A 26623-nucleotide genomic window follows, 5' to 3' on the forward strand; every position below is an offset into this window, starting at 1 on the left:
CGTCAACATTTCTTCGATCATTGGCTCGAAGGGCGGCTTCGGCCAGACCAACTATGCGGCCGCCAAGGCCGGCATGCACGGCTTCACGAAGTCGCTTGCGCTCGAGGTAGCGAAGAAAGGCGTGACGGTGAATACGGTTTCGCCCGGCTACATTGCGACGAAGATGGTAATGGCCGTGCCGCAGGAAATCCGTGAAACGAAGATCGTTCCGCAGATTCCGGTAGGCCGGCTGGGCGAGCCCGAAGAGGTCGCCTCGCTTGTACTGTATCTGTGCTCGCGCGAGGCCGGTTTTGTCACCGGCGCCAACATCGCCATAAACGGAGGGCAACACTTGCAGTGATCCTGATTGAAGTTCCAGGCCTATTAGCGGTCTGGCCGGGATTCGTGAATACCTGAAGCTAGGGAATTCACGAATCCCGGCCATGCCTCAGGTGCGTGATGACTAAAATCTGCACTGAGCATCTTTCCAGGCACGAGCGTACGGCTATCGGGGGATGTAAGCCGGATGCGGCCTTGCGGGCCTCCTTCAGGGCGTCGAGCCGCCGACTGGTGACAGCGAGGCGGTTTTTAAGCAGCGACATGCTCAGTTATCCTCACGAATGCAGGAATCAGGCATCTGGATGTTAGCCGATGCATCCTGAACGTCCGGCCGGTCAGTCTCCTCGAGCGCGTGACGTTTGCCGAGCGGGCAAGACAGCAGGGGTGGCATCCGGGCGATACCCCAGGCATCGAGCAGTTCGCTGAAAGACGGCCCCTGATCGGCAAAGGCCAGGTCCAGCCCGGTCCAGCGATACTGGAAGCGTTTGTCGGGCGTCGTACGCGGAACCCGGAAGCGTTCGATCACGCCCATGCGCATGGCGTAGCGGATCGCATGCGCGGCGTCCATCGGGCTCATGATGCCGGCCTCGACCATTCCGGCCGTGGTGAGCGGCGCGGGATGCGCGCGCAGATACCAGACCAGCCGTTCGGCATTGTCGCGCGCTTTCATGGGGCATCCTGCAGGACGGGGGCGTGCAGATCACCGATGAGCGCGAGCATGGCGGCGTACGCGTCGCCGGGCGCGGCCCGCCGGATCGCGTCGACCACGTCGCCGTACAGGTTCACGATCTGGGCGGCATTCTCTGCGCAGTGGCCCGCCCGCCGGGTGGTCACTGCGAGTGCCGCGCTCATCAGCGGCGCCATCTGCTGGAACAGTGAATTGCCGCTGACGGTGAGGATCCGCATGACAAGCTGCCCGAGCGCGGCCTGATGACCGGGGGTATCCGGCGGACTGGCTCGCAGCATATCGAACAGGGACTCAAGCACCGCGACATCATCTGCGCTGGCGCGTACTGCGGCCTGCGCGGCCGCCGCCAGCCCGATCACGCGGTAAACGGCCATCAGTTCATCCTGGAACTGTGGATCGGTATCCAGCTGCAGCCGCCAGCCGATGACGTCGCCGTTGACGATGCGCCAGTCGCGGACAGGGCGGATGCGCGTGCCAGTTTTCGAATGGATGTCGAGCATGCCGCGCGAGAGCAGCATCGCGATCGCCTCGCGCATGACCGCGCGGCTGACGCCAAACTGCCGGGCCAGTACGTCCTGCGACGGCAGCCTGCCGCCCCAGGTATCCTCCACCACGCCGGCCACGATCCGCTCCATCGTCATGCGAACCCGTGAAGGCCATTTTTCGTCCTGTGTCATGCATCCCCTCGTAGGTCATTCCCTGCCTGATCAGTACCACCGCCTGTCGATTCTCACCCGCCAGGAAATCGCCGGATTTTACGGCCTGCCGCGCTTCATGGGGACGCCCATTCGTCGGCGACCCTGCACCTGCACGATATCTCCGACGGCAACTGCGGAGGCACGCGTGCAATGCCCCACGCCGAGAGCAGGCCGTCGAATGACGGCCCGGTCGGGTTGTTGATTCGCTCCTGCAGTGGCCGGCCCGTCAGCTGGTACAGCCCCCGTTCGTTCGAGCTGGCCCCCGGCCGCCGGATGCGTTCAACGGCACCTTGCCGCATGGCGTACTGCACGGCGTCCCTGACCGTTCGCGGCTGCATCATGCCGGTCGACACGATTTTCACCATCGTCGCGGGCTGGTGAACCCGCAGCCAGTCGATCAGTTTCTGGGCATTGCCATATATTTTCATGCGTGTTTCACTTTCCGCTCAACGTAAGCCAATCCGGTGCAGCAGCGCTTCCGACTAAATCACGCGCGCTCCCCATGCAAATCTGTTGCACACAGCCTTGGCATGCTCGAATTTCCTGCATGTTGTCAGAGCCGGCGATCACCCACCCAGTTCGCACTTACGCGATGTCGCTGCGGGCAACTGTGGCGGTACACGCGATGCCCCAGACCGAGAGCAGCCCGTCGAACGACGGCCCCGCAGGGACTTTTCGGAGCTCGGGCAACGACTGACCCGGCTGGATTGAAACCGTTCGTTCGCACGGCCTACGGACCAGCTGATGCGATTAAAGACCCAATGGCGCACGCCGTGCTGGAGGGCGCTGGATGCATCACGCGAATTTAACACGCCGCTCGAGGCGATCTGTGCTGCGGTCGCCGGCTGGTGCTCGCTCAGCCAGGTGATCAGTTTTTCTGCATTGTCATGCACTTTCATACTTGTTCAGAGGCCTGGTGAGCCGTAATCCAGTGTTGCTATCGTTCCATTATAAAGAATCAGGCCCGCTGCGCATTGCTTGCAGCGTTCGATTACTGCTACTGCATCGTCGTCGTGAACGGCGCGATCACACAAGCCTCGATGGCCTCTTCTTCCTGTGACTGCATCCCGAGGCCTGGCAATACGTCCTCGTACAGCCCACGGAAGCGCTCCAGATCAGAAAGCGTGCTCACCTCGGCGCTTTCTGCGACTTCCCTGAGCGCCCCGATGAGCGTCTCGCGATCCGTTTTCGATTCGTGGCAGAGCTCCAGTTCGCGGGCGAGCGAGGCGAGCCTCGCGAACACCTCGGCGTGCAGGTCGCCAATATGGAGCGCGTTGGCTGCCATGTTTTCGAGCAGGGCAATACGGAGCGTGCGCCTGGAAAATCGCGGAGGAGCCTGGGTCACGTTAGGGTTCCATATGTTCTGGTTCCGATAGGGTAGGGGCTATCGTGGCAACCATGGTTTACATATTCAGGAATACAGATCGTCTTGATTATTAAAGAACTCGTGTGAATGTGGAAGATCAGGCCCCCCCCCACTTCGTACTTCACCGTCCCCGCTCGTATCTCTGCCGAAACGAGCTTGAGAGCGATGTCCCACGCCTGGGCAGCGGCGTGCCTTTCGTCACCCGCCATCGCGGACTGAATTGCGCCGTCGAGTATCATGACCAGCTGCCTCGCGAGCACTCTGTCCGCCGGACGAACTGGCACGATCTCTGTCACGATATCCTGAAGGAAGTTCTGCAAGTGCTCTTTCTGCGCAGCCGCCACACGCATGATCTCGACCGAATGAGAATGGAATTCATGGAGCGCGCCAGCGAACATCCCCTCAGTAAAATCCCTGGCCATGAGCCAGCGTTCATGCCACACAAAGACCTCATGCAGCCGCTCTATCGGGGAAGTCTTTCGTGCGACCGCCTCGGCCATCAGCGTCAGCGACTGTTGCGCTCGTTGTGTCAACACGTGGGCGACCAGTTCGTCCTTCGTGGCGAAGTGCCGGTACATGGTCATCTTCGCCACGCCAGACTCGCTAATGATTCGGTCGATCCCCACCGCGTGATAGCCGTCTCTCGCAAAGAGACGCGTCGCGGCGTCAACGATATCCTGCCTCTTCGTGCTCATGGAAGCCGTCTGCCTGCAAAATGGGGTAGTGGTCGGCACGCAGGCCCTCCCATCGCATCGGGAAAGGCACTGGCATAACGGATTTCCTGTCGGATTGAAAAGAACATCTACCCATGGAAAGGTACCGGTGCGCACAGCCCAATCAGGCGGAGCAGCCGTTACCGTCGGTGGACCACGGGGAAAGGGTGTCCCATACCGGACCATCTTCGCCGTCTCGAGGCGTGGTGAACTTCAGCGACGCCAGGTTTGCGCGCGCTTCGCGTTCGACCTGCTCGCATGCTTCGCGCAGGCCGGCGGCGATCGCAGTCCGGTCCGCCTCGGACACGTCGGACCGGGCAGTCGCACGCGCCATTGCGCTGATGCGCGCAAGCATCGCCACCGGCGGTAAGCGGAAGTGAGCGCGCCACGCCTGACACCCTCCAGAAGTGCGTTGTACTTCGTGAGCCGGATCGTGTGCGCGCCCAGCTCTTCAACGGTAACCGGACGGCATGATTCATTAGTCATAAGGCGTCCTATCTAGTTTCATCAAGAAAATGAAGTAGTTTTCACAACGCTTCAGTGCTGCGTATCGGTTGATGGTGCGATACGGCAGGCGTGATACAGTGCCCCGCAGTCGGTATCGTGCCCGGGCGCCCCGACCAGATGCCGCAACAGGCGGTTGCGGATGCCACGAAACGCGCCGATGTTGATGCGCTCGTTCAATTCCAGGTGCACCGTCGTTTCTTCCATACGGGCAAATAGCGCATCCCGCTCGGTCGCGGTTATACAGTCGCTGTCAAGCGATTCAACCAGGGCAACCAGCGACACAATATGCTCGTAGTGCATCCGGTGGGCCACCCGCACGCCCTCCATGAATTTGTCGAGCAGGTGGAACAGGCTGCCTGTGCTGCTGGATTCGTCAACGTACTGTGGAATGGATCTGTTCACTCAACGCTCCTCGGGGTGGATGCAAGCTGTTGGAACTGCTCGTAGTACGATGAACATCAGGTACGTCCCTGATCAACCGGATAGACTTGGCAACACTGGATGACGGGAGAACTCCGGCAACGGGACGCGGCATGCATTGAACTGCGCAGATGAGGGAGCGTCCGCCACTGGCGTGAAAGAATGGCGAACGCACCCGGGTGGAAACCCGTCTGACTATTCCCGGTCCGACTACCGCAGACCTTCTACACCGCGAGGTACCTGCCCGCCGTCGCAGCGACCGGTTTCCTGCACGGCGGATTTGGGTCGCGTGTCGACACCGAGCTGGAATACGTCGGGTCGCGCATAGTGACCGGTTACATCGAAGTCGAACTTGCCGCGGGTGATCTCGTTCGGATCGATATCGGCATACAGGATCGTCTCGCCCGTGAAGTCAGGACCGGCCAGCACCCTGCCGAGCGGATCAATAATGGCGCTGCCACCACGTAGCAGCACGGAATCAGGACCGTCCGCCAGCACGCATTCGAAATCCTCCGGATAGGCGTCGCGGCGCAGGTACTGGCAGGCGCTCAGGACGTAGCAACGGCCCTCCAGAGCGATGTGCTGCATCGATGGCAACCAGGTGTCGCGATCGTCCGCTGTCGGTGCGCAGTAAATGGCGATGCCCTGGCTGTACATGTACATGCGTAGCATCGGCATGTAGTTTTCCCAGCAGATGACCGCCCCGACACGACCTGCCGGCGTTTCGAAGGTCGGCATCGTCGAACCGTCGCCGAAGCCCCATATCAGCCGTTCAGCGCCCGTGGGCATCAGCTTGCGGTGCTTGCCTGCCAGGCCTGCCTTCCCATCGATAAAAAGAACGGTGCAGTAGAGTGTTCCGCCGTCACGCTCGATACATCCGAGTACAACAAAGACATCCGCCCGGCGAGCAGCCTCGATGATCATGGCCACCTCGGGACCTTCAGGGCTCACAGCCTGATGGTAATACGTGGCGTATGCATCACGGCCTTCCGGCTTGCGCGTCCCAACCGGTGCGCCGAACGTGCAGCCTTTCGGATAACCGCCCAGAAACGCTTCCGGAAACACGACCAGCTTCGCACCGTTGGCCGCGGCCTGTTCGACGAGCGATGCGCCTTTCGCGGCACACGCCATTGCGTCGGTCGGGATCGAAGAGGTCTGAATTACTGCAACCCTGGTTTTCATTGAATATATGTCCTTCTGTTTCAACGGTCACTCATGGTCGATGTTCTGGCCGCGGGTTTCCCGCACGAACACCAGACCAACTACAAATCCTGCCGCAGCGATGATCACCGGATACCACAGGCCGAAATAAATATCGCCGGTAGCAGTAACGAGGCTGAACGAGATGGTTGGCAGCAGCCCGCCAATCCAGCCTACGCCAACGTGATACGGAACCGACAGTGCGGTATAGCGGATCCGGGTGGGAAACATCTCGACGAGCGCTGCGGCCAGCGGACTGTAGACCATGGTGACCAGCACGATGAGTGCAACCAGCAGAGCCAGCGCCATTGGGTAGTTGACCCGCGTGAGGTCCGCGTGGTCCGGATAGTGCGCTGTGACCAGGCCCTCTTTCAGGCGGGCGGCATCAAAGCCGTCGATGCGCGTCGCGCCGATCATCGTGTATGCCCGCTCGCCGTCGGCCCGCGCCTGGTTCCTGTATGGCACGCCGGCTTTGGCAAGAAAAGTCTTGATCCGGTCGCAATCGCTGACGATCTTGCGCTGGCCCAGCAGATCGAACTGGAAATGACAACCGAGCGGATCGGCTGATACAACAACGGGCGAGGTTTCGGCCGCCGCCGCGATCTGCGGATTGACCGCCTGCGTCAGGCCCTTGAACAGCGGCATGAGCGCGACCGCCGCGATCAGCATGCCAGCCAGCATCACCGGCTTGCGGCCGACCCGGTCCGACAGTGCGCCAAAGGCGATAAAAAACGGACTGCCGATCAGCAATGCCCCGCCCAGCAGCAGGTTGGCCGTCATCGGATCCAGCCGCAGCGACTGGGTCATGAAGTACAGCACATAGAACTGGCCTGTGTACCAGACCACGGTCATCCCGGCGATCATGCCGAACAGCGCCACCAGCAGCTTGCGAAGATTGCGGCGCTCGCCGAACACCTCGCTCAACGGTGCCTTGGACAGTTTACCTTCTGCCTTCATGCGCAGGAAGGCGGGCGACTCATGCATCGACAGGCGAATCCACATCGAGACCGCCAGCATGCCGATGGAGACCCAGAACGGAATGCGCCAGCCCCACGTTTCAAAGGCGTCGCCGGTCAGGATACGGCTGCCGAGAATCACGGCGAGCGACAGCAGCAGGCCGACCGTCGCCGTGGTCTGGATCCAGCTCGTGTAATAGCCTCGCTGGTTGGCGGGGGCATGTTCGGCAACATACACTGCCGCGCCGCCATATTCACCACCGAGCGCCAGCCCCTGCAGCAGCCGCGCCGTGATCAGCAGAACCGGGGCGGCGACGCCGATGGAAGCGTAGCTGGGCAGCACGCCAACTGCCAGCGTGGAGAGGCCCATTAACAGCATGGTGACGAGAAAGGTGTACTTGCGGCCGATCATGTCGCCCAGCCGTCCGAAAACCACCGCCCCGAACGGCCGCACGATAAATCCTGCGGCAAAGGCTAGCAGCGCAAACACGAAGGCCGTGGCCTCGTTCACGCCGGCGAAGAACTGGTGCGAGATGACGACGGCAAGCGAGCCATAAAGGTAGAAGTCATACCACTCGAAAATCGTGCCGAGCGATGACGCCAGAATGACCTTGCGATCCTCGGCTGAAATACCAGCGCGCGCGGACGATGCCGCCGCTGTGGTCGATACCATGCGAATTGTCTCCATGAGGTTCATCAGTTATCCGATTGAAACGCACCGGATTGTCGATCAACATAGATGGTAGCTAGGGAGATCGTCAATCGATAAACCGGAAAGGACCGGATCAGGACGATAACATTCTGATATTCAAGAATATTTTGTGTACTATGCCAGCATACAAAAACACCGCCACGGATGCAAAAAGCATGGATCAGACACTCGAACAGGCGCTTGGGCAACTCGGCCTCGATGGAAACCGGGCGCGATTCTATATAGCCGCGCTGGAACTGGGCGAAGCCACGATTGCGTCAATTTCCCATCGCGCGGGTATCGGCCGTACTAATGCCTACGAGGTGATGGAACGGCTGACCGCAGATGGCCTGATTTCGCGCATCCAGCGCGGCACCAGGGTGTACGTGCAGGCACAGGATCCCTTTGTGATCCTGCGACGTATTGATGAGCAGAGGCGGCTGGCTGCGGATCTCGTGCCGCAGTTGCGCTCACTGCATCAGCGCACGGGCAGCAAGCCGCGCGTGCGGTATTTTGAAGGCGCGGAAGGAATCACGGAAGTGCTGTATGACACACTATCGTGCCGTAGCGGTGAACTGCGCGGAATCCTGGCGATGGCCGAGTTGCAGGAAACGCCGGGGGAAGAAGTAATGGACCGGTACATCCGCGCGCGCATCAAGGCGGGGCTGAGCCTGCGCGTCATCCGCTCCGAGAGCCGCGAAACCGGCGCAATCTGGCCCGCATCGCAGGCCGAGCGGCGACAGCTACGATACGCGCCCGATGGGCTCGATCTGGGGATGACCGCCTACATCTACGACGACAAGGTGGCCTACATCTCGTCGCGTCGCGAACATTACGCACTATGTGTGGAGAGTGCTGAATTTGCCGCCTTCCAGACGACCATGTTCGACGGCCTGTGGCTAATTTCGTCACCTGCCCCGCCTCATTCCTGATCGGCCCGCATCTTCGGGCATCAGATGCTCTGCATACCGAAGCAGCCATCGACGGTGACTGCCATGCCCCGGCCATTGCGACGAAATAGCAGTTTGCCGAGCGACTTCTCGAGGGCCTGGATATGCCTGCTCAGCGCCGGTTGAGTCATACCTTTTGCATTTGCCGCCACTCGCAGCGAACCTGCCTTTGCGACGGCAATAAACATACGTAGCTGGGCGTCCCGGCTCGAGTCAAGCATCATTGAGATCCGTATCTTTGTGCGTTCGACTACGACGTATGGAACCCTCTACCTGAAAGAGCCCCGGTGCGTCTGCACCGGGGTTCAGTATCTGCCACGTCGTTCCATTTTCAGACCGCAGACTCTGCGGGTTTTGGGATGTGCTCCGGGCACTCACGCAGTAATCCCGATGCGTTCAGGGGCGCACCGCCGTCCCCAGGGAGCACCACACCGGTGCGCGATTATGCCTGTCCCTTTTACCGGGACGCAACGGCCAGGATCTGTTATATGCGGATTGAATACGCCACAGAACCCAGTACTACGATCGTATAGGAGCGCAGCACCATGGAATAACGTCGATCCGGCACAGCGCGGTTCGACGGCTACCTGGCCGCAGGCGTCTTTTTCCGCGAGCGGCGCGTGGTGTCAGGTTGGCTCTGCGGGGAAGACGGCGGCACAGTGTCAGCGGCCAGTAGCTCGCCGGTCGTCACGATATATTCAGCGGCGCTCTCTGGGTACTGTCGGCACCTCGTGCCGTGCGCGGGTAGCCGGTGCGCAAGGAGCGGCGTGATTCAAAGGTTTCTGCGGTACACCGAAAGCTGTCGGAGCCGCGCTCGCAAATGGACGCAGCGTTTCCGCGGAAGCTGTCTGGTTCGATGTCGGCGAAATCGTGACGTGCGGACTGATAGCATCGCGCGCAACCTGTTTGGGTCCCCGACCTCTGCGCGCCTGGCGGACTCCTGGCGGGAACGAAACGAAGCCGCAGATCAGGGGCCGCCGTTGGCCGATGGCAGGGCAAGGTAGGAGACGTTGAGTGTCTTGATTTCCTCGTAACGCAGAACGAAAACGTCGCCGGAGATCGGATAGAAACGCTTCGGATCGTCAGCATAGCGCGCGGCATCGACGTCATACGCGCGATCGTCGTCCAGCTTCCGGCGCTGCGCCTGGACGAGCAGCAGGCGATCGAGCTCGCCGTGTTCGTTCACCTCGTAATCGAGGAGCACGCCCGTGTAAAGATAGGAGCCTTCCTTGAACTCGACGATCGCTGCGACCACTGCGCCGTCCACGCCGCTCGGGTGATCCAGCCCGGCAAAGAGATAGTACCAGGGCGCCGGGCCGCGCACCCAGCTGGTCGCCCGGTGGCCGCGCCGGTCCAGACCATACGACTCCACAACAGCGCGCAAGCCAAACGCGGCGGCAAGCGCAAGCACGTTTGTGAGGACGAAGTAGCCTACGGGCGCCAGCGGGTGGATATTCAGCCAGTTGAAGCGGCTGTTCAGATCGCCGGTCGCTGACGCGCCACTGACGAGCAGGCGTACCACGTCGCCCACTTCGATCTCGTAGCCGCCGATCCACCACGCGCCAATCGCGATGACGAGGTTGCATACGGCCGCGGCGAGAAGTGCCTGCAGCACAACGGCGCTGAAAGGTGTGTGATCAAAGGTCCGGACTTCGCTGCGCTGGCTGAATTGCCGGAAGAGAAAACCAGGTGCGACCAGAAGGAAAAGGAATACCGCAGGAAACGCGATATTCATGCGCCCGAGCCATGGACCGGGACGAGCTGGGGCAGGTAACGCACGCGTTTGCCGTCGGCATCACGCGTATCGATCTGGACGTCGCTGGGCTGGTTGACCGAGGCCGTCGCGAGAAATACGCGCAGCTGCTCGGCGGCCTTGGGATCTTTCAGAACATTATCAAGGTGCTTGCTACGGACGACCTTCATGAGACCCCCATCTGTTGATGACGGCTACAGTATAAGGCCGGTCGGCCGGAATTCAATTCACGGGGCTTTGCTGCCGGCCCCCGTTCATGCTGTCGGGTTGACTTCTGGCGCGTAAGTACCCGGCCCCGACGGGGACACATCTTACCGGGCAGGATTGACTGCAGAAGCGTCGACGGTCAGCGGGTCGGCGGTCTTAACCTGCCGCAGGCCCAGGCCGCGGACACCCGTTACGACGGCCGGATAGGCGACGTCCGTTCCGGTCGGCACGAAATTATGGCCGCTGGTGTGAAAGTTGACGTGCAGGGTCCACAGGCCACGGTGGATGCCGTAGTGACGGATCAGCAGGGTCGTGAGTTCAAGCGGTTCAAGTAGTGGGTAGGGCAACGGGGTGTTCGGCATCGTGTAGTGCTGGATGATAGCGTCGTGAGGTTCAATCGAGATCAAACAGTGCCCGGTCGGCGGGCCGGGATAATGCGTCGTCCATCATCTGCCGGAAATCGGCCTCATCCCATTCGCCGCGCTCGAGGCGTCGCAGGACGGCTTCGCCAGCCAGCACCACCTTGCGTTCGCGATCGGCCTTCGACTGTTTGTACACCTGGCGGCTGGCTTTCTGCGCAGCCTTGCGGGCTTCCTTGAGTTGCTCGAGCTTTTTGTCAGTCGCTTCGACACGTTTCTTGAGCAAGGTCATGCAGGCGGCTCCAAAGTAGTTACCGGAGGATCATACAGTGAGTGCGTGAAGTGGACGCGAGCCGTCGTGGGCACGCGTCCAGCCTCAGGTCAATTCGTCGCGTTAGGGACGACGTACTACGGCAAGCGGAATCGCTGAAAGCTCGACGTACCCCGGAAGGCGGACACGTCTACGCGACCGGCGATTGGACGAGGCATCGAGCCGCTAAAGGCCTCCGCGGGTCGCACGTCTGCACCGCTATCACGCCCTTGAAGTTCAACGACGTGGCTGTCGATTGAGGTATGGTGCTGTATATTTACACATATTCAACGTCCCGTGCCGCGCTATAGGCGACGTCCGGGACGACCATGATCGATTGAGAAGGAAGAGGGTGCCATGAGCACGTTGGGTGAGTTCCTCGCGGACAAACCGATCAACACGCGCGCCGAGATCGGCGCTTATGAATTTCTATGGCAGCAGCCGAATTCCACCACGAAGCGGCTAGCTGACCTGTTTGAGGCGAATCCCGGTAGCCTGCCGTCAGACTTGGTCAACGATGAGGATGCGGAGCGCACCGCCCAGGAGGTGGTGGCTCAGTTGTCGAGTAAGGGTATCAAGCGGTTCGGCGTTCGTATCAACGGTGCACATGACTATCCGGATCGGCTCCGGCAAGCGACCGAGCCGGTCGAGTTGCTATATTTCCTCGGCTCGTGGGAGTTGGCTGAAGCGCCGCGGCGAGTTGCCGTTGTGGGCACCCGGAAGGTATCGTCGGAAGGCGCTGCTCGCACCCGCAAGCTCGTGCGCTCTCTGGTGGAGCACGACTTTACGGTCGTCTCGGGACTCGCGCAGGGCGTCGACACGATTGCGCACGAGACCGCTATCGAGCATGGTGGGCGGACCATCGCAGTGATCGGCACACCAATTTCCGAAGTGTATCCGAAGGAAAACACAGCGCTCCAGCGGCGGATCTCTGAAGAGTATCTGCTGATCAGTCAGGTGCCCGTGCTGCGCTACAAGAGCCAATCGCCCAAATGGAACCGGCTTTTCTTCCCGGAGCGTAACAAGACGATGTCGGCGCTCACCGAGGCCACGATCATCATCGAAGCTGGCGAGACGTCGGGCACGTTGATTCAGGCGCAGGCAGCTCTGAAGCAGGGCCGGAAGCTCTTCATTCTCGAGAGCAATTTCAAGAACCCGGAAATCACGTGGCCGGCGAAGTACGAGAAGCTCGGCGCGATCCGGGTGCGGGAGTTTGAGGATATTCTGCGCGAGCTCAGCTGACCATGCAGAAGCCGATGCCGCCGCGTCTGACGGTCGTTGGTCCGCTTGAGCGACCCGATCACCATCATTTGCCCGAGCAGGCCAAGTGCTATTTTTGGGGCGAATACACGCCTCACGAGCACACCGAAGGCAAGTTGTGGAACTTCTCCGCGACGAACCAGCTGATAGGCAATCTCAAGAAGAGGATGGATCGGGCCGGTTTCGCTGACTGGCGATACAAACAGGAGGCGGTTGAGCGTGTCGGGCGCGCGTTCTCGAAGCTCTGGAAGTGGCCGAACGTCATCGAAAAACACCGCATTATGCTGGTGCCGATCCCGCCGTCCAAGGCGCGCGGGAACCCGATGTACGATCCCCGAATGAACGAAATACTTCTCGCCATTGGGCGTAACCTCGGCGTCCAGTTGGACATACGCGATTGCCTCAGCTTCAGCGGTCGATACGGTGCCAGCCACGAGACCGACGATCGGCCGACGCCGGACCAGCTCCACGAGGATCTGACGTTTGACGCAGTCGTCGGGCGACCCGCAGAACAGCCCGGTCTGATCTTCATATTTGACGACATGTTGACGTCAGGTGCGCACTACCTTGCCGCGACGCGGCGGTTGTCCGAGCACTTTCCAAACGTGCAGATGATCGGCAATTTCGTCGCCCGCCGCATCCTGCCGAATCCCTTCGCGAACCTCGCCGACGACTTCGACATTGTGGAATAGCGAACCGCAGCCCGCTCAGCCTTCATACGCCGGATTGCTGTGCTCATGAGGCAGCCTGCCCTTTGGGATCACGCGTTCCTAGGCATTGCCTAGTTGGAAATCCGGATTGTAGTTACCGGTGGTGATCATACTTCAGAGGGGGAACAATCCGGTGCGCGTGAGGGCGCGCGATACGCATGCATCGAAATGAAATTTGTATAGCTTTATACTATTTGTCATAAAAACAATTATCACCCGACGGCCACAAAATACTAATGTTGTGTTTTGTAGCCATGAGGCGCATAATGGCCTCATGCTGGTACGCCGGTATAACGATTAAACAGGACGACGTCATGAGCGCAGCTCCCAAAGACCCCGTATTGCGCGCTCGCGTCGACGAGGCGACCAAGCTACGGTTTGAAGAAATCTGCCATCGCTTCGGCGAAACGGCCAGCGACCGGCTGCGTCAGCTCGTCGAAGACTTCGTGCGTGAAAATGCAAACCTGCTCGGCCGCGTGGACGTCCGCATTGAGCGCCCGAGCGGCTACGAGTACGGAGCCTGGCGGATCACTGCCGTGCTGCGATTCCCCGAGCAGGCGACGTGGCAAGGTTCACCGGTTGTGTTCGTCATGCCGGAGCTTAAGGGCCGCAACTTCGTGATCGCCGACCCGGAGTACCGGGCTGCGGTGCTCAGCCTGGCCTCGAGGCAGCCGGTTATCGGCGTCCGGTTCGTCGACGGTCTCCTGCGCGCGGATGTCTATTCCAACGGGGTGTCCGAGGACGACAATCCGACGCCCATCGATGAGGTCAGGAACGCGATCATTAAAGAGATCGAGGAGACGCTGCGATGTGTCCATGGCGGCTGATCAGAGGCCGGCGTAAGCAGCTGATTATGATTGGCTGGCTTCCTGAATGACTGGGTTTTCCGGGTCATGAAACATTCATCCGGGACGTGAAATTTTCTGCACGGCAATCTGCGCCCAGGGTTAATCCCTGGACGAAAGGTGCCCGCACGCACGCGACAATTCATCAGACCTATCACCAGCACGAGGCCATCATCGACACGGACCGCAGGAGAGGCTCACAGGTCAACAGGGTGCTCGATGCTCTGGTGACGGCGATTACCGAAAACCACTACGGCGGGACGCTGCCGCCGCAGGATCGGCTGGTGGAACGGTTCGGCGTCTGCCGTACCGTCATACGCGAAGCGGTCGCAATGCTGATTGCGCGCGACATGCTCGATGTGCGGCCGAAGACTGGCATGAAAATCAGACCCGCCTCCGAGTGGCGGATCGTCAACGGCGACGTCATCGGCTGGCGCCTGCGCACCGACGATCCGCAGTTTCGCAATGACCTCATCGAGACCTGTCGCCACATCGTCCCCCCGGCGGCCGCGCAGGCCGCTGGGCGCGACCAGCCCGCCGCCATGGCCGCGATCACCAAGGCATTCGACGCGCTATGTGTGACCGGGCTGCTCGCCCACAGCATTCATTGCGCGCGTGATGTGCTGATCACGCGTGTGCTCACAGCCAGCGGCAACTGGTTATTCCTGCAGATGGCCCCGCTCGTGTGCCGCGCATTCGACGCCGCCTCGCCGCAGGACCGATACAGCCGGCAGGACTGGGAGTACCACGTGCGCATGCACGCCCGGGTCGTCGATGCCATCAGGCAGGCCGATCCGCAGGAAGCAAGCGCCGCATCACTCGCCCTGATCGACGCCCCGTTCCCTGACCGCCAGACGCTCGCCGGCAACCGATGATCTGAAACACCAGGAGGCCTATGAAATCCCGCGACAATGTCGAGAAGATGATCGCGTATCTGCGCGAACACCCGCAGCCGGTGACGATCACGGCGATGGTGACGGCCGGCGTCGTGGCGCCCGGCGAGGCGTCCCATGCCGTCCAGTATGGGGTCCGGCTTGGCGTGATTGAGCACCTCCGACGCCGGGCCAGCCGGCCCAGCGAACGGAACCTGTACCGCTGGACCGGGCAGCCGTTGCCGCCGCTGTCAGCCGGCAACGATTCCGCCAGCGTGCCGGCCGGCCCCTCGTTCGACGCGCTGCTCGGCGCATGGGGCATGGCCACCGAGCCCCCGCGCCTGCCCGCAGCCGGGTCGCCCCGGTGCGTTTCACTGGACGACTGAGCCAACGCCGTCCGCTTACCCTCACGACATTCACATGAAATCCCATGACAATCTTGAACGGCTCGTTACCTGGTGGCGTGATCACCCGGAGCCGGCGACCATCGTCAGCCTCGTGGCTGGCGGCCTGATCGCCCAGCGCGACGCGAGCAACACCATGCAGTATGGGGTGCGCCGTGGCGTGGTCGAACGCATCGGAAAGCCCGGCGCTCGACATACCGCATACCGGTGGACCGGACCGCCGCTGCCGCCTGCGCCACCTGAGCGCAAACCGGCCCGGGATCGGATAACACACACGGCGGCCCCCCCCCCCGCGCGTGGCGAGCGGCCTGTCGTTCGATGCCCTGCTCACCGCATGGGGCATTGCCACCGAGCCCCCGCGCCTGCCCGTGGCCGGGTCGTACCAGTCCCGGTTGGTGGACGATTGAGAGCGCCAGGCTGGAAACCCGTTACCGGATAACGGCAGGAGACTGGAATGGCACAGAGCAGCGCAGAGTGACAGGCGGTGTACCGGGCACGAAGAGCCGCGGCTGGAACCGGCGGCAATGGCGATCGCCGACTCGACATGTGGGTGACAACCGGGGCGGATCGGGCGCTGGCACGACTGGCCCGCCATGACGGCGTCACGAAGCGGGAAATGCTCGAAAATCTGATCGTATCAAAAGAATGACAGATGCTGCGTAAGCTCGATCCCCCGGTGACTGGCGAAAATTTGACGGATCACGGTCGCCCCTCAGTTTTGACCCATGGCAGTCGCTCGATCCGATTGGTCTGAGTGACTGGCAACTTATCCATTGGAGGCTGCTAAACTTCCGCCACCAATGGCAACGTGAGCTCGCGCGTCCATAAGGCTGTTGTTCATCATCCAACACAGGTGCCGTATGAGCACCGACGCATATGAAAAAACTGACCCACGCGCGCAAACTCTATCTTGATCGGCGCGCGCGACGACTGCATTCTCACAGCTGTCATCGGGAAACGCTGTACCGCGAATACGGGTTTCGCCAGACGTTTCAGCAGAAGATCGTAGTCCGTGCGCCGTCACGCTTTCGCGTTCGGGAAGATGATTGTCGGGACGAAGTACACGACTTCATTCTGGAAATAGAAGTGAGCCTGCGTGCCGGGCATTCCGTCGTTATCGACTTCGCGAAAACCAAAGAAATGCACCCATGCGGGACGCTGGTTTTCCTAGCCCATCTGGATATCTGGTTGCACCAGTATCCGCTTCGCATAACTGCGCGGTATCCAGAAGATGAAGTCGTGGAACAACTTTTGCAGCATTTCGGTCAACTGGAACGTTTAGGGCTTTCGCCGCGAAAGGAAATCACACACGAGCGTGTCAGATTCTGGCACTACATTAGCGGAAGAACGGTCGACGCTGCCACGTATCGGGCACTCACCGCCAGTGTGCGGGGCAATATCGACCATCCCCAGGCGGCACTATTCGCCGATTGCTTAAATGAGGCAGTTGCCAATGCGGTCAACCACGCATATAAGTTTGAAACGCAGGACCTTCCGCCGCGCGAAATACGAAAATGGTGGATGTTTTCCGAACCTAAGAACGATAAGCTTTTTGTCGCAATCTATGATTGTGGCGTGTCGATCCCCCAGTCGTTGCGGCGCAAACCGGAATGGCACGACTACGCTACCCTGAGGCAGTTCAAGGACGGAAGGTTGATCCGTTCGGCAATCACGAGCGAGCGCACGAGCACCAAACTTGTGCATCGCGGTAAAGGATTGCCAGAGATGCTAGAATTCTCGGCCCAGCTTGCCGAAGGTGGATTGTCGATTTGGAGTCGTGACGGTGCCTGGATTTATCATGCTCAAACTCGTCGGCGAGAGACTCTGAACCTGCGAGCGCCGTTACGTGGCACACTGGTTTTGTGGGAAATTCCGTTCCGAGAGGAGCGACGACATGACTTCGACAATGATCTCAATAGCTAAAGACTACTCGGATACACCGGCCGGCAGGTACGAGGCTGATGGACCGTTTTCGGGTGAGCGTTTCAGGGACGAATTGCTCGCGCCCGCGCTTCGCGCCTATTCGTCGGTAACGGTCGATCTCGACGGTGCTCTTGGATACGGTTCGTCGTTTCTGGAAGAGGCCTTTGGAGGCCTGGTGCGACAAGGCTTTCAAGCACGGGAACTGCATGCCCGTCTAACGGTCCTCTCATCGCTTCCCGTCTATCGATCCAGGGTCTGGCGATACATTGATGACGCCGCGTCGGTTGCTGCGTAACGGATGGGGTTCGCAGATTTCCTCAAGAGCTACGGGGCTTCGGTAGCATGGTTAGTCGCAGCCATCGGCTGGATCGTCGGCAACGTTCAGGCCAACCGTCGTGAACGGCGGAAAGAGCTTCGTTCAGAAATCGAGGATGTCGCCAAGCTGGTCAAGGATGTTGCGGGCGAGACAAAGAAATTTTATCGGTCCACTCCCGGTAGCTCTGAGCACGTCGAGTGCGTCGTTACAGTGCAAGCACTGGTTCGGGAAATCGACGTCCGGATTGAGCGACTGAAACGTGGCGGGCTAGCTTATTTCTCCACGACGTTGCGCGATGCAACCGCGAGCGCGCAGGAACGCTACTTCGACGAAACGACGGGCTGCTCTTTCGGCACATCAGTCCGGCCTTCAGGGGCCAATCTGACCAACGTGCTTCTTAGGCAGCACGCTGCGGGCTTGGCCCTGATCGAGTCCCTGCACGCTCAATTCGGTCGCGAATTCAATGGACGCTTCTTTGACAACTGAGTCCCCTTGTAGGGGTGACTTCAGGATTCGGAAACCGCGTCGCTGTAAACTTCTTTGACCACTTCAGCGGGCACCGCTTTGATAACGTCGTTCGCATTCATTTTATTGTCCTGATTTAAATGACCCAGCACCCTAATGCTTTTCCGTCCCTTTAGGCGTCCCCGTGATTTGAATACAAATTACGACGGTAGGGCGAGCCAGACGCAACAAGGCTTAGCGCTCCGCCCCGAATATTTTGTTTATATAAATCAAATGGTTGCTGCTTGGGTTTCGCGGTCAGCCGCACCGTGATGCGCTCCAACAATTGTCTGTTGATTTGCCGATTTTTTCCCGCTACGCTGGTCGGCCCGCTTTCGCTTCCGGAGTGGACAGCGATGGAACACTGGCGACTGGCTTATCTGGGCATGCGGCGGATGCCGCGCGACCCCAGCGAGTTCGCGGGGTAATCGTCCTTTTCGTGCAAAATCTGGCGGTTTGTTTTGAAATAACACGTAAAATCAATAACTTGAATGCGATGCGATTTCGCGAAAGCGCATCCTTCTGATGCGAAATCTGGCGCTTTCACCCCGCCGCGTCTGTGAGACCCAGACGCATCCGGTAGTCCCCAAGCAACTGCTGCTGCGCGTCGAACTGTGCCGCGCGCCTTGTCAGATCGGTGGTCAGCGATTCGTGTGCCTTGCGCAGTTGCGTCAGTTCAGTCGCCTGAGCCCTCGCCGTTGTCTGCAGCACGTCGTGCTCGGCTTTGGCGCGTGCGTGGTCGGCGCGCGTCTGGTTCAGCGCATTCTGCAACTGCTCGCTGTGCGCGTGCTGCTCGCGTAGATGCCTGGTCGTGGCGCCGGCTTCGGCGACGAGCCGCGCGTTGTCTCTGTTTAACTGCGTGATTTCGTTTTGCTTGACGATCAGCGTCTGGTTCACCTGTCGCAGTTCGGCCTGCAACTGCTGAACCTGCTGCTCGTGCCGGCGGGCTTCCTGTTCACGCTGCTCCTTGCTGGCCGTGCGGTAGTGTTCGAGCGCCGCGTGCGCGTGCTGCAGTTTTTCCTCGAGCGAACGCCGGAAGCCGTCGTGTTCGGTGAGCCGCTCGGTCAGGTCGTGCGCCTGCTGCGTGAGTCTTTCGACGTCGAGCGCGCGCTGCTGCAATACCGCCTGGGTGTCCGCATGCGCGGCCTGCTCGCGTACGACGGCGGCGCTGGCTTCGGCCAGTTGTGCGCGCAGCGCCGCAGCGTCGCTAGCCAGCTTTGCGACCTCTGCCTGCGCCTGGAGGCGCTGCGCGGCAGCCGCAGCCGTTTGCTGGTCGACCGCCGCCTGCGCTTCCTCGTGCAAACGCGCGGCCAGCCGGGCTACGAGATCCTGGATTGCATCGGACAGCGACCCGGCGCGCGTGAGCGACGCGTCGTCCTCTTCCTCGAGTTCTTTCATGTAGCGGTGGATCGTCGATTTCGAGCCGGTGTTGCCGAGCGCGATACGTATTGCGTCGATCGACGGGTGCTGCCCCTGCGCGAGCAGGGCGTCGCGGGCGCGTTTGATGTCCGTGCGGCTGAGACCGGCGCGAGCCATCGTTCCTCCTTCGAATTTCGTACTGTGGTACGTAATATGTATATACGTACCAATATGAGACGTCAAGATGTTATCAACGTGGCAATTTTTTATATTGAATAATCGCCAATTATCAAATGCGATGCCGCAAAAACTGCCTCCGGCTACCGGAAACGGTACAGAAAGCAGATCGGTTGCCGGATTTCAGGTGAGGTCCAGCTGGAGTTCTTCCCCGGGCGCGCGTACGCGGTATCCCATCGCCCGGTAGCCGCGCTGGCGTCGCTCCCACATGCGCAGCAGCGCGGGATGGCCGACATCGACGTAGTCGAGCACCCGCACGCTCGACTTCGTTGCGTGCTCGCGGTGCAGCCGGCCGGCGTACTGCTGCAACGTACCTTTCCACGAGATCGGCATGGCCAGCACCAGCGTGTCCAGCGCCGGATGGTCAAAACCCTCGCCAACCAGTTTGCCGGTCGCCAGCACGATCCGGGGCGCATCGTCGGCCAGTGCGTTGAGTGCGGCGAGCTGCGCCGCACGAGCCTTCCGTGCCATTCGCCCGTGCAGCACGAACAGCGGCTGCTCCGCGTCGCCCAGCGCCAGCCGAAGGCTTTCCAGGTGATCCGTCCGCTCGGTCAGCACCAGCACATTGCGCCCCTGACGGTACTGTTCCCTGATATCCGCGGCGATCATGCACGTACGCTGGGCGTCTTTCGCCAGCCGCCCGAACACGTCCTGGATCGGCGTGTCGGCCGGCATGTCGACTGCGGCGGTGAGCCTTTGCGGGAAGACCTCGAGCACCTGCGGCGCGCTCGCGGCTGCGCGTGCCGCATGCCGGATCGGACCGCACAGCATGAACATCACGGGTTGCTGGCTGTCACGGCGCACGGGTGTGGCGGTCAGCCCCAGCACGTATCGTGCATCGACGGTTTTGAGCACCGCCTCGAACGAGTCGGCAGAGACATGGTGGCACTCGTCGACAATGACATGACCGTAATGCCGCAACAGCTCGCCGCGTGGACCGCCGGGTGCCACCGACTGCAGCATGGCGATATCGATCTGGCCCGTCGCCTTCAGCTTGCCTCCGCCGATCGTGCCAATACTGCGTGGGTCGAGCGCGAGAAACGACTGCAGGCGCTCGCGCCACTGGTCGAGCAGTTCCCTGCGATGGACGAGCACGAGCGTACTGACGCCACGCCGCGCGATCATCGCGGCCGCCGTCACGGTCTTGCCGAAGGCCGTCGGCGCATGCAGGATGCCGGTGTCGTATTGCAGCAGATCATCCACTGCTGCCTGCTGGTCGGCGCGAAGCGTGCCGGCGAAGGCCACCGCGACAGGTTCGCCCGTACAACGCTCGTCGCGCATTTCGCAGGCGATCTTGTTGTCGCGCAGCAGCGCCATGACGTCATCGAGGCACCCACGCGGCAACGCAATGTGGCGCGGGCAGTTCTCGGCGCGACCAATGATGCGCGGCTTGTCCCAGACGCTGAAGCCACGCGCCTGGGACCGGTAGAACTCCGGATTCTGGAATGCCGCCAGTCGGATGAGTCGGTTGAGCAGCGATTGCGGGAGCTGCGCCTTCTCGAAATAGAGCTGGTTCGCAAGTGTCAGGGCCAACGATGCCGGCATTGGCCCACCGAGTTGCTTCGGCAGAGCCGGCGGCGACTTCCATGGTTCGGCCTGGTCCTCTTCCGTGATGAACGCCACATCGAGCGGATGGACGCCGCCGGTGGCACCGAAAATTACGCCCTCGATATCGCGACCGTCCATGGCCTGGATCGATGTCAGGCACGCCCATTGGTCGGCATAGGGTTGAAAATCGTCATCGACAAATACGCTGCAACCCCGCTCGCGCGGTTGCTTCTGCAAGGGCAAGGCGATCAGGTTGCCGAAGCCGCCCTTGGGAAGCACGTCCTGGTTGGGAAAGAGCCGGTCGTAGGACGACAGTTCGAGCTGCCGGGTTCGGGCACAGGTGTGGCTGATGATCGCCGAGCCCAGCCGCCGTGCGTCGCGGGCGGCCACAGCCGAGGTGAAGAAAATCCACGCGTGCGCGCCGTTGCCCGAGCGCGAAATTTCGAGCGACACCGGGACTTCCAGTTCCCGGCAGGATTGACAGAAGGCACTCGCATCTTCGCGCCAGCCCTCCTCATCGAAATCAACAGCGAGAAGGTAGCAGGTGCCGTCGGGCATCAGCGGATAGAGACCCACCGTGCAATCGCCTGCGAGGTGTGCGTAGATGACCTGATCGTCCAGCGGCAGCAGCAGCCGGTGGTTGCAGTCTGAGCACTTGATGCGGGGCTTTTCGCAGATCCCGGCTCGCCACTCGTTGGCGCAGGCCGGTGCGTAGCCCGACTTTCCAGAATTGCGGCTTTCCCAGCGCAGCGGATAGACGTCCGTGCGGCCGTGAAAGAGCCGTCGGAAAAGCTGGATTTTCTGCTGCGTTGACAGCACTGGCGCGTCGGTGTTTCGTACTGCTGGCGATGGTTTGTGCTGAATCAGTTGCACGGATTCGCCCTGCAATGGAGGAAGTGCTGGCAGCAACGCGGTCAGCCTCGCGTTCTCGGCCTGCAGGCGCGTCAGTTCCGCGAACAGTTCCTCCCGGGTGAGATTATCCCAGCCTGGGTGCGGCAGCTTTACTCCATTCATTACGTCATCCGTCAGAATCACGTCCGGTTTCGCCAGTTGGCTGGCACACATGTGCGTTGTTGCAAGGGATATCCGATATCATCGTTTCCCATGTTGATAACCTGATTGTACTCACGAGCCATGCCTGCCATCGATCGCTATCTCGAAGCTGCGACACGGGATAATACGCGGCGCAGCTACCAGTCGGCGATCCGTCATTTCGAGGTCGATTGGGGCGGTTTCCTGCCGGCGAGCGCCGATGCGATCGCGCGATACCTGGCCGACCACGCGGAGTCGCTTTCGGTGAACACGCTGCGTTCGCGTCTTGCGGCGCTCGCACAGTGGCACCAGACACAGGGTTTTCCGGACCCGACGAAGACGCCGCACGTGCGCAAGGTGCTCAAGGGCATCGCGGCACTGCATCCCGCGAGCGAAAAGCGCGCGAAGCCACTGCAAGTCGCACAACTCGAACTGCTGATGACATGGCTCGATGAGCAGATCGCGGATCCAATGGAGATGGGCGATGCACGGACCCACATCACTCATGTCCGAAACAAGGCGCTGGTCCTGCTTGGCTTCTGGCGCGGGTTTCGCTCGGACGAACTGAGCCGCCTGCGAATCGAACACATCACAATCGAGCCCGGCCGCGGCATGACGCTGTTTCTGCCTCGCACAAAAAGCGATCGCGCGCAGCTTGGCACGACATTCAGGGCGCCGGCGCTCTCACGCCTGTGCCCGGTCGCCGCTTACGAGGCGTGGATCGCGGCTTCGGGCCTTACTGAAGGACCGGTGTTCCGCAGCATCGATCGCTGGGGGAACATCAGCGATGAAGGGTTGCCCGCCGGCAGCTTCGTGCCGTTGCTGCGCGAACTGTTTCGCGCGGCAGGCGTACCAACCCCCGACAGCTACAGCAGCCATTCGCTGCGGCGGGGTTTTGCGACCTGGGCCAACTCTAACCAGTGGGATCTCAAGATGCTGATGGAGTATGTCGGCTGGAAAGATGTGCGCTCCGCAATGCGTTACATTGACGCGGCGGACCCATTCGCGCAGCACCGGATCGAATCCGCGCTTACGGCGGCACCGACGCCTGTGTCACCGCAGTTGGCGGTCGTTGCGCCTGCGAAAACGTCGCCATAGATCGATCTGCTCACCAATACGCACGGAAGCTAGTCACGCCGGTTTGTCGTCCAGCTTTCGCTCACGGGAGCGGACGAAGTACTGCCTGAACAACCGCTCGGCTTCGCGCAAACCTTCTTCGGTCAGCACAACGGATTTCGCACGGCTGACCGGATTGTGGATGAGGCCTTTCTCATGCAGGCGATTCATTGCCTCCCAGTCGAAGCTTTTCCAGGCACGGTTCTGATCGCATAGATTCAGGCAAAGCAGAGCCAGGACCACTTCGTCGACTGCCCCGGTATCGATATCCATCGCACTTCCCTCAAATGCCAGTTCTCACGACCTCGTCACCCGCCTGGGCCAATACATCGCAGACTTGTCATCCGTGTTCCGGAAAGACATCAAGCCGCGCCACGTTTCGCAGATCGTCCTTGCGTTGTCGCACACGCCGTTCATAGCTCGCCTGATTTTTTGTGCATACCAGGCTGTGAGGACTACCGACCCTGCGCGTCGCACAATCCAGATCGCAACCGTGTTGCCTGATGGCGCTCTCGACGTGACTGCGGGACTGCTGAGTTGCCTTTAACGCCCACTCCTTGCGTCCAGGATCGACCAGAAACCGTCCGAGCTCAGCGCAATGGGCGCATCGGCAACTGACGGTATTCAAACGCGCGAAATCGGCTGGTGGCTCCAGTGTCTCGGTGATACGGCCGCGCAGATGAGCCAGGCATGCGGCACGCAGGCGCCGGACCGACGCGACATTCGCCGTCGGAGAGCATTCCGTCAAACCCAGGACGGCAGGAACGATGATGGTGTCCATGCCGAAAGAGGCCGGATTTCCCAACACGTGTTCGACAACACGACCGGCGAGTGATGGCGAGTCAATCCGGTCAAGAGCTGTCAGCAGGTCGACAATCAGGGCTGGTTTGATTGGGTCTGGCCATCGCAGGCAACTAGGGCGGGAGGCGATCGCGCGCTGTCCCAGAAGCGTTTCGACCAGCGCCGTGGCAACCGGGTGAAGGAGCGTCGGTGGACAGGCGGGCGGGGTAGCTTCACTGGTTCGGGCCAGCAGGCCGGCGCAGGCTCCCGGCATCATCTGCGCGTTCGCAGAGATAATCTGCCCCATGAGTTCAGCCGTCCGCTCCGGCGCAAGAAGCCCGAACGCACGTGTCAACGCTTCATTCTCGCTGTCGTGATAAAGCCCTTTGGCGGAAATCGCGGACAAAAAGGTATCGACGTGTACGGTGTCGTGCAATTGCGTCAGGCTGGACAACATGCTGATAACCGCGTCCGCGTGCCCGACTCCAAAGTAACCAGGCGACGCCGGCCAGCCGCACAGCATATGCCCGGCGAGCACGTGCGCCTCGCCCCACGTGGGCGACTCCTGACTTTCACCACTTTGCGTCCAGCGCTGTGCCAGATCGTTCAGGTAAGGCAAAGTCACCCCGAGGCCAGCCTGATTGAGCACGGCAAGCCGTCGTGCCGAAGGCCACAGCACAAAAGCGGCTCGCCGGTAGGTCCGCTCAAACGACGCCCCTTCGTTGCCGGTGGCCTCCTGAAAATGTTGCTCGTCAGGCTCCAGCCCGTCGAAGCTTCCGGGTGGGCAAAGTTCCCTTTCCTCAAAGGGCAACTCATTGATTGCGGGCTGGCGGCCATCGGGTCGTCGCCAGTCCGATACGGTCAGCGTGCGCTCAATGATCTCGCCAACTTCGAAGTCGTCGTCGTAGTCCTCATTATCGTCATCATCCCGGACACGATGCCACCGGCTTCGTCTGCGTGAGGCGTAACCACTATATTCGGCGCTCCCGGTCTCGTCGATCGACACCAGTGCCAGATGAAGGTCGCAGCCGGATTCTTCAGCAGCACGAACAAGCACGGTGGCGGCAGCCGCATCGGCACTCTTCAGTGCATCGAACGACAATTCTGCCGGGGTATAAGCGTATTCCAGTGGGTAGATGAGTTTTTCGGGCGAGCTGTCATCTGGCGAATCCTTGTTCTCGGCCCAGCCTCGCAACAATGCCGTGATGGTCGTCTGCTCCTTGCTGTACTCCGGAGGAGCAGCGGGCTGGCGGTGACCGCTGCGCGTCAGGTTGTAGACAAGCGTTAACCTGAAGCCCGACGTGACCGGGCGAACCTCATGCACACAGTCGGCATAGAACGCGGCGAAAGACACCTCTGCCGAATCGGAGCAGTTCAGGTCAAGACAGACTTCACGTCCCCGGGGACGAACGATCAGTTCGCCTCCATTGCAGGCCGAAGGCAGAACGACCACCAGGGTCGCGAACATCCCCGGAATTTTCTCCGTGTCTCGATGCTCAACGAAAAAGCTGCCCGCATCGTAGACCAGGAGTTTGTACAGTTCGGCTGAAACCGGCCCCGTCACACCCAGGCTGTTGGCTACCTCGCCGACAATCGCGTCCAGGGTTTTCGCCCAGCTGTTCCCCGCGAGGTGAACGCCATCAGCGGCAATCTGCCATGTCCGGCGAACCTCGGTATCAATGAGCGTTTCTTCTCCACGCCCATAGGGCGCGCGTGCAGCAATCGCGATGAGCTGTTCAGCCTGCACGGGAAGAAGCGGTAGTGCGATACGGCCAACACCCTCTTCTATGGGGAACTGAAAGTCAAGCCCGATTCACGATAAACAGTCTGTTATGCGAAGTAAACCTCCTTGTCCGGTCTCTACGGCCAGCCTGCGCGGTCACCTACCATGACCAGACGCAGGCTGGCCGTAGAGACCGTTGCGTAAAGGATGGTACCGACGCTCATCGCGTAAACCTTGTTGCAGCCTGGCATGTCAATGTCATTCAGGTCAGGGTGTCTGTTGACCGGTCAGTGCCGGGTCGACCTTCTATCCGTGCCGGCCTGACAGGCCGGTCACCTCATGCCGCATGCGCGAAGCGCTGGCGCTACCCTGTTACCGACGCGCCCCATCTAGGGAAACGGCCACCCGCAATGGGTAGCCCGAGGGTGTTCCGGGCGCGTTGACCTTTACATGCTGTTGCTGCATCCGATGTCATTCAGTCATTCAGGCCCTCACGGTGTTGACGTCGCGCGGCTTGAGTATCGCGCCGACGGGGATCTCGCCGTGCTCGAGATAACGCCACAGGGCGATCGCCAGACGGCGTGCGAGCGCGACGATACCGATGCACCGCATCCGCTTGCCGGTACCGGCAAAGCGCTCGTTGAACCAGTGGCTGAGCTGGCTGCCGGGCTGCAGGCGCAGCCAGCTCCAGGCGAGCTCGACCATCAGTCAGCGACATCGCCGGTTGCCCGCCTTGCTGATACCGGTTTCAACCTCGCTGGTGCCGCTGGCGTACGGCGTGGGCGTCAGGCCCAGACAGCCGGCCACTTCGCGGCGGTTGCGAAACTGCCGCCAGCCGAACAGTTCCCTGACGAGCGT

29 protein-coding genes and 1 pseudogene are annotated in these 26623 nt (G+C 60.9%); 11 read left to right on the forward strand and 19 right to left on the reverse strand.

Annotated features, from left to right (window positions below):
• On the forward strand, nucleotides 1–340 hold a 340-nt coding region (locus KHO33_RS39945; protein WP_200568104.1), incomplete at its 5' end, for an SDR family oxidoreductase.
• Between the two features lie 243 nt (nucleotides 341–583).
• Here KHO33_RS39945 and KHO33_RS39950 read toward each other — a convergent pair.
• The 9 genes from KHO33_RS39950 to KHO33_RS39990 form a co-directional block, all read right to left on the reverse strand.
• Nucleotides 584–988, reverse strand: coding sequence for a hypothetical protein (locus tag KHO33_RS39950; RefSeq protein ID WP_200568105.1), 405 nt, complete (start codon nucleotides 986–988; stop codon nucleotides 584–586).
• The gene (locus KHO33_RS39955; RefSeq protein WP_200568106.1) at nucleotides 985–1683 is read right to left on the reverse strand and encodes a FadR/GntR family transcriptional regulator; all 699 of its coding nucleotides are present in this window, start codon (nucleotides 1681–1683) and stop codon (nucleotides 985–987) included. Before KHO33_RS39955 ends, KHO33_RS39950 begins: the two co-directional genes overlap by 4 nt.
• 95 nt (nucleotides 1684–1778) lie before the next feature.
• Entirely contained in the window at nucleotides 1779–2132 is a 354-nt protein-coding gene (locus tag KHO33_RS39960; RefSeq protein ID WP_200568107.1) for a hypothetical protein, read from the reverse strand.
• A 569-nt stretch (nucleotides 2133–2701) separates the two neighbouring features.
• Nucleotides 2702–3049, reverse strand: a complete 348-nt coding sequence (locus tag KHO33_RS39965; protein WP_200568108.1) for a hypothetical protein — start codon at nucleotides 3047–3049, stop codon at nucleotides 2702–2704.
• The gene (locus KHO33_RS39970; protein ID WP_200568109.1) at nucleotides 3046–3765 is read right to left on the reverse strand and encodes a TetR/AcrR family transcriptional regulator; all 720 of its coding nucleotides are present in this window, start codon (nucleotides 3763–3765) and stop codon (nucleotides 3046–3048) included. The genes KHO33_RS39965 and KHO33_RS39970 overlap by 4 nt, the downstream gene beginning before the upstream one ends.
• A gap of 142 nt (nucleotides 3766–3907) precedes the next feature.
• The gene (locus KHO33_RS39975; protein WP_200568110.1) at nucleotides 3908–4138 is read right to left on the reverse strand and encodes a hypothetical protein; all 231 of its coding nucleotides are present in this window, start codon (nucleotides 4136–4138) and stop codon (nucleotides 3908–3910) included.
• 182 nt (nucleotides 4139–4320) lie between these two features.
• A complete protein-coding gene (locus KHO33_RS39980; protein WP_200568111.1) occupies nucleotides 4321–4692 on the reverse strand; it encodes a hypothetical protein in 372 nt (123 codons plus the stop codon).
• 228 nt (nucleotides 4693–4920) lie between these two features.
• Nucleotides 4921–5892 (reverse strand): carbon-nitrogen hydrolase family protein, encoded by a 972-nt coding sequence (locus KHO33_RS39985; RefSeq protein WP_200568112.1) that lies wholly within the window; start codon nucleotides 5890–5892, stop codon nucleotides 4921–4923.
• A 27-nt stretch (nucleotides 5893–5919) separates the two neighbouring features.
• Complete coding sequence (locus KHO33_RS39990; RefSeq protein ID WP_407946222.1) at nucleotides 5920–7563, reverse strand: MFS transporter; 1644 nt, start codon at nucleotides 7561–7563, stop codon at nucleotides 5920–5922.
• 170 nt (nucleotides 7564–7733) lie between these two features.
• On the opposite strand from KHO33_RS39990, the gene KHO33_RS39995 reads away from it, so the two are divergent.
• Entirely contained in the window at nucleotides 7734–8489 is a 756-nt protein-coding gene (locus KHO33_RS39995; RefSeq protein ID WP_200568113.1) for a TrmB family transcriptional regulator, read from the forward strand.
• Between the two features lie 20 nt (nucleotides 8490–8509).
• On the opposite strand, the gene KHO33_RS40000 is transcribed toward KHO33_RS39995, so the two are convergent.
• From KHO33_RS40000 to KHO33_RS40020, 5 genes are all read right to left on the reverse strand, one after another.
• Entirely contained in the window at nucleotides 8510–8731 is a 222-nt protein-coding gene (locus KHO33_RS40000) for a helix-turn-helix domain-containing protein (RefSeq protein WP_200568114.1), read from the reverse strand.
• A 743-nt stretch (nucleotides 8732–9474) separates the two neighbouring features.
• Nucleotides 9475–10242 (reverse strand): DUF6338 family protein, encoded by a 768-nt coding sequence (locus KHO33_RS40005; protein WP_200568115.1) that lies wholly within the window; start codon nucleotides 10240–10242, stop codon nucleotides 9475–9477.
• The gene (locus KHO33_RS40010; protein ID WP_200568116.1) at nucleotides 10239–10430 is read right to left on the reverse strand and encodes a hypothetical protein; all 192 of its coding nucleotides are present in this window, start codon (nucleotides 10428–10430) and stop codon (nucleotides 10239–10241) included. The genes KHO33_RS40005 and KHO33_RS40010 overlap by 4 nt, the downstream gene beginning before the upstream one ends.
• A 141-nt stretch (nucleotides 10431–10571) precedes the next feature.
• Complete coding sequence (locus tag KHO33_RS40015; RefSeq protein ID WP_200568117.1) at nucleotides 10572–10874, reverse strand: hypothetical protein; 303 nt, start codon at nucleotides 10872–10874, stop codon at nucleotides 10572–10574.
• On the reverse strand, nucleotides 10861–11118 hold the full coding sequence (locus KHO33_RS40020; RefSeq protein WP_200568118.1) for a hypothetical protein: 258 nt from the start codon (nucleotides 11116–11118) through the stop codon (nucleotides 10861–10863). The genes KHO33_RS40015 and KHO33_RS40020 overlap by 14 nt, the downstream gene beginning before the upstream one ends.
• A gap of 375 nt (nucleotides 11119–11493) precedes the next feature.
• Between KHO33_RS40020 and KHO33_RS40025 the strand changes: the two genes are divergently transcribed.
• The 8 genes from KHO33_RS40025 (at nucleotide 11494) to KHO33_RS40060 (ending at nucleotide 17952) form a co-directional block, all read left to right on the forward strand.
• The gene (locus KHO33_RS40025) at nucleotides 11494–12378 is read left to right on the forward strand and encodes a DNA-processing protein DprA (RefSeq protein WP_234480899.1); all 885 of its coding nucleotides are present in this window, start codon (nucleotides 11494–11496) and stop codon (nucleotides 12376–12378) included.
• Between the two features lie 2 nt (nucleotides 12379–12380).
• Nucleotides 12381–13088, forward strand: coding sequence for a hypothetical protein (locus tag KHO33_RS40030; protein ID WP_200568119.1), 708 nt, complete (start codon nucleotides 12381–12383; stop codon nucleotides 13086–13088).
• Nucleotides 13089–13420: 332 nt separating this feature from the next.
• Nucleotides 13421–13933 (forward strand): hypothetical protein, encoded by a 513-nt coding sequence (locus tag KHO33_RS40035; protein WP_200568120.1) that lies wholly within the window; start codon nucleotides 13421–13423, stop codon nucleotides 13931–13933.
• A gap of 86 nt (nucleotides 13934–14019) precedes the next feature.
• Nucleotides 14020–14826 (forward strand): FadR/GntR family transcriptional regulator, encoded by an 807-nt coding sequence (locus KHO33_RS40040; RefSeq protein WP_200568121.1) that lies wholly within the window; start codon nucleotides 14020–14022, stop codon nucleotides 14824–14826.
• 20 nt (nucleotides 14827–14846) lie between these two features.
• Complete coding sequence (locus KHO33_RS40045) at nucleotides 14847–15209, forward strand: hypothetical protein (RefSeq protein WP_200568122.1); 363 nt, start codon at nucleotides 14847–14849, stop codon at nucleotides 15207–15209.
• A gap of 894 nt (nucleotides 15210–16103) precedes the next feature.
• Nucleotides 16104–17150 carry an ATP-binding protein gene (locus KHO33_RS40050; RefSeq protein WP_200568123.1) on the forward strand — a complete coding sequence of 349 codons (1047 nt, stop codon included), beginning with the start codon at nucleotides 16104–16106 and terminating at the stop codon, nucleotides 17148–17150.
• Complete coding sequence (locus KHO33_RS40055; RefSeq protein WP_234480900.1) at nucleotides 17122–17445, forward strand: STAS-like domain-containing protein; 324 nt, start codon at nucleotides 17122–17124, stop codon at nucleotides 17443–17445. The genes KHO33_RS40050 and KHO33_RS40055 overlap by 29 nt, the downstream gene beginning before the upstream one ends.
• A gap of 3 nt (nucleotides 17446–17448) precedes the next feature.
• Nucleotides 17449–17952: a hypothetical protein gene (locus KHO33_RS40060; RefSeq protein WP_200568124.1), complete on the forward strand. Its 504-nt coding sequence runs from the start codon at nucleotides 17449–17451 to the stop codon at nucleotides 17950–17952.
• Between the two features lie 561 nt (nucleotides 17953–18513).
• Here the strand turns inward: KHO33_RS40060 and KHO33_RS40065 are convergent.
• Together KHO33_RS40065 and KHO33_RS40070 are read right to left on the reverse strand one after the other, a co-directional pair.
• A complete protein-coding gene (locus tag KHO33_RS40065; RefSeq protein ID WP_200568125.1) occupies nucleotides 18514–19506 on the reverse strand; it encodes a DNA-binding protein in 993 nt (330 codons plus the stop codon).
• 183 nt (nucleotides 19507–19689) lie between these two features.
• Nucleotides 19690–22128, reverse strand: a complete 2439-nt coding sequence (locus tag KHO33_RS40070; protein WP_234480901.1) for a TOTE conflict system archaeo-eukaryotic primase domain-containing protein — start codon at nucleotides 22126–22128, stop codon at nucleotides 19690–19692.
• 120 nt (nucleotides 22129–22248) lie between these two features.
• Here KHO33_RS40070 and KHO33_RS40075 point away from each other — a divergent pair, with 120 nt between their 5' ends.
• Nucleotides 22249–23244 carry a site-specific integrase gene (locus KHO33_RS40075; RefSeq protein WP_234480902.1) on the forward strand — a complete coding sequence of 332 codons (996 nt, stop codon included), beginning with the start codon at nucleotides 22249–22251 and terminating at the stop codon, nucleotides 23242–23244.
• Between the two features lie 33 nt (nucleotides 23245–23277).
• Here the strand turns inward: KHO33_RS40075 and KHO33_RS40080 are convergent, their stop codons facing one another.
• From KHO33_RS40080 to KHO33_RS40090, 3 genes and pseudogenes are all read right to left on the reverse strand, one after another.
• Complete coding sequence (locus KHO33_RS40080) at nucleotides 23278–23535, reverse strand: DUF6429 family protein (RefSeq protein ID WP_200568126.1); 258 nt, start codon at nucleotides 23533–23535, stop codon at nucleotides 23278–23280.
• A 67-nt stretch (nucleotides 23536–23602) separates the two neighbouring features.
• Nucleotides 23603–25789, reverse strand: a complete 2187-nt coding sequence (locus KHO33_RS40085; RefSeq protein ID WP_236074843.1) for a 2OG-Fe(II) oxygenase — start codon at nucleotides 25787–25789, stop codon at nucleotides 23603–23605.
• 459 nt (nucleotides 25790–26248) lie between these two features.
• Nucleotides 26249–26623: pseudogene (locus KHO33_RS40090) on the reverse strand (transposase); the annotation flags it as partial.

This window comes from Paraburkholderia nemoris, from assembly GCF_905221015.1.
Lineage (GTDB): Bacteria > Pseudomonadota > Gammaproteobacteria > Burkholderiales > Burkholderiaceae > Paraburkholderia > Paraburkholderia nemoris.

Bases quoted from the DNA above. Each gene is read 5' to 3' on its own strand.
- KHO33_RS39950 (WP_200568105.1), bottom strand. From the start codon at position 988: ATGAAAGCGCGCGACAATGCCGAACGGCTGGTCTGGTATCTGCGCGCG.
- KHO33_RS40080 (WP_200568126.1), bottom strand. From the start codon at position 23,535: ATGGATATCGATACCGGGGCAGTCGACGAAGTGGTCCTGGCTCTGCTT.
- KHO33_RS40050 (WP_200568123.1), top strand. From the start codon at position 16,104: ATGAAAAAACTGACCCACGCGCGCAAACTCTATCTTGATCGGCGCGCG.
- KHO33_RS40030 (WP_200568119.1), top strand. From the start codon at position 12,381: ATGCAGAAGCCGATGCCGCCGCGTCTGACGGTCGTTGGTCCGCTTGAG.
- KHO33_RS39985 (WP_200568112.1), bottom strand. From the start codon at position 5,892: ATGAAAACCAGGGTTGCAGTAATTCAGACCTCTTCGATCCCGACCGAC.
- KHO33_RS39975 (WP_200568110.1), bottom strand. From the start codon at position 4,138: ATGCTTGCGCGCATCAGCGCAATGGCGCGTGCGACTGCCCGGTCCGAC.
- KHO33_RS40020 (WP_200568118.1), bottom strand. From the start codon at position 11,118: ATGACCTTGCTCAAGAAACGTGTCGAAGCGACTGACAAAAAGCTCGAG.
- KHO33_RS40035 (WP_200568120.1), top strand. From the start codon at position 13,421: ATGAGCGCAGCTCCCAAAGACCCCGTATTGCGCGCTCGCGTCGACGAG.
- KHO33_RS40060 (WP_200568124.1), top strand. From the start codon at position 17,449: ATGGGGTTCGCAGATTTCCTCAAGAGCTACGGGGCTTCGGTAGCATGG.
- KHO33_RS40065 (WP_200568125.1), bottom strand. From the start codon at position 19,506: ATGGCTCGCGCCGGTCTCAGCCGCACGGACATCAAACGCGCCCGCGAC.
- KHO33_RS39955 (WP_200568106.1), bottom strand. From the start codon at position 1,683: ATGACACAGGACGAAAAATGGCCTTCACGGGTTCGCATGACGATGGAG.
- KHO33_RS39990 (WP_407946222.1), bottom strand. From the start codon at position 7,563: ATGAACCTCATGGAGACAATTCGCATGGTATCGACCACAGCGGCGGCA.
- KHO33_RS40010 (WP_200568116.1), bottom strand. From the start codon at position 10,430: ATGAAGGTCGTCCGTAGCAAGCACCTTGATAATGTTCTGAAAGATCCC.
- KHO33_RS40025 (WP_234480899.1), top strand. From the start codon at position 11,494: ATGAGCACGTTGGGTGAGTTCCTCGCGGACAAACCGATCAACACGCGC.
- KHO33_RS40000 (WP_200568114.1), bottom strand. From the start codon at position 8,731: ATGATGCTTGACTCGAGCCGGGACGCCCAGCTACGTATGTTTATTGCC.
- KHO33_RS39970 (WP_200568109.1), bottom strand. From the start codon at position 3,765: ATGAGCACGAAGAGGCAGGATATCGTTGACGCCGCGACGCGTCTCTTT.
- KHO33_RS40005 (WP_200568115.1), bottom strand. From the start codon at position 10,242: ATGAATATCGCGTTTCCTGCGGTATTCCTTTTCCTTCTGGTCGCACCT.
- KHO33_RS40045 (WP_200568122.1), top strand. From the start codon at position 14,847: ATGAAATCCCGCGACAATGTCGAGAAGATGATCGCGTATCTGCGCGAA.
- KHO33_RS39960 (WP_200568107.1), bottom strand. From the start codon at position 2,132: ATGAAAATATATGGCAATGCCCAGAAACTGATCGACTGGCTGCGGGTT.
- KHO33_RS40075 (WP_234480902.1), top strand. From the start codon at position 22,249: ATGCCTGCCATCGATCGCTATCTCGAAGCTGCGACACGGGATAATACG.
- KHO33_RS40070 (WP_234480901.1), bottom strand. From the start codon at position 22,128: ATGAATGGAGTAAAGCTGCCGCACCCAGGCTGGGATAATCTCACCCGG.
- KHO33_RS39995 (WP_200568113.1), top strand. From the start codon at position 7,734: ATGGATCAGACACTCGAACAGGCGCTTGGGCAACTCGGCCTCGATGGA.
- KHO33_RS40055 (WP_234480900.1), top strand. From the start codon at position 17,122: ATGACTTCGACAATGATCTCAATAGCTAAAGACTACTCGGATACACCG.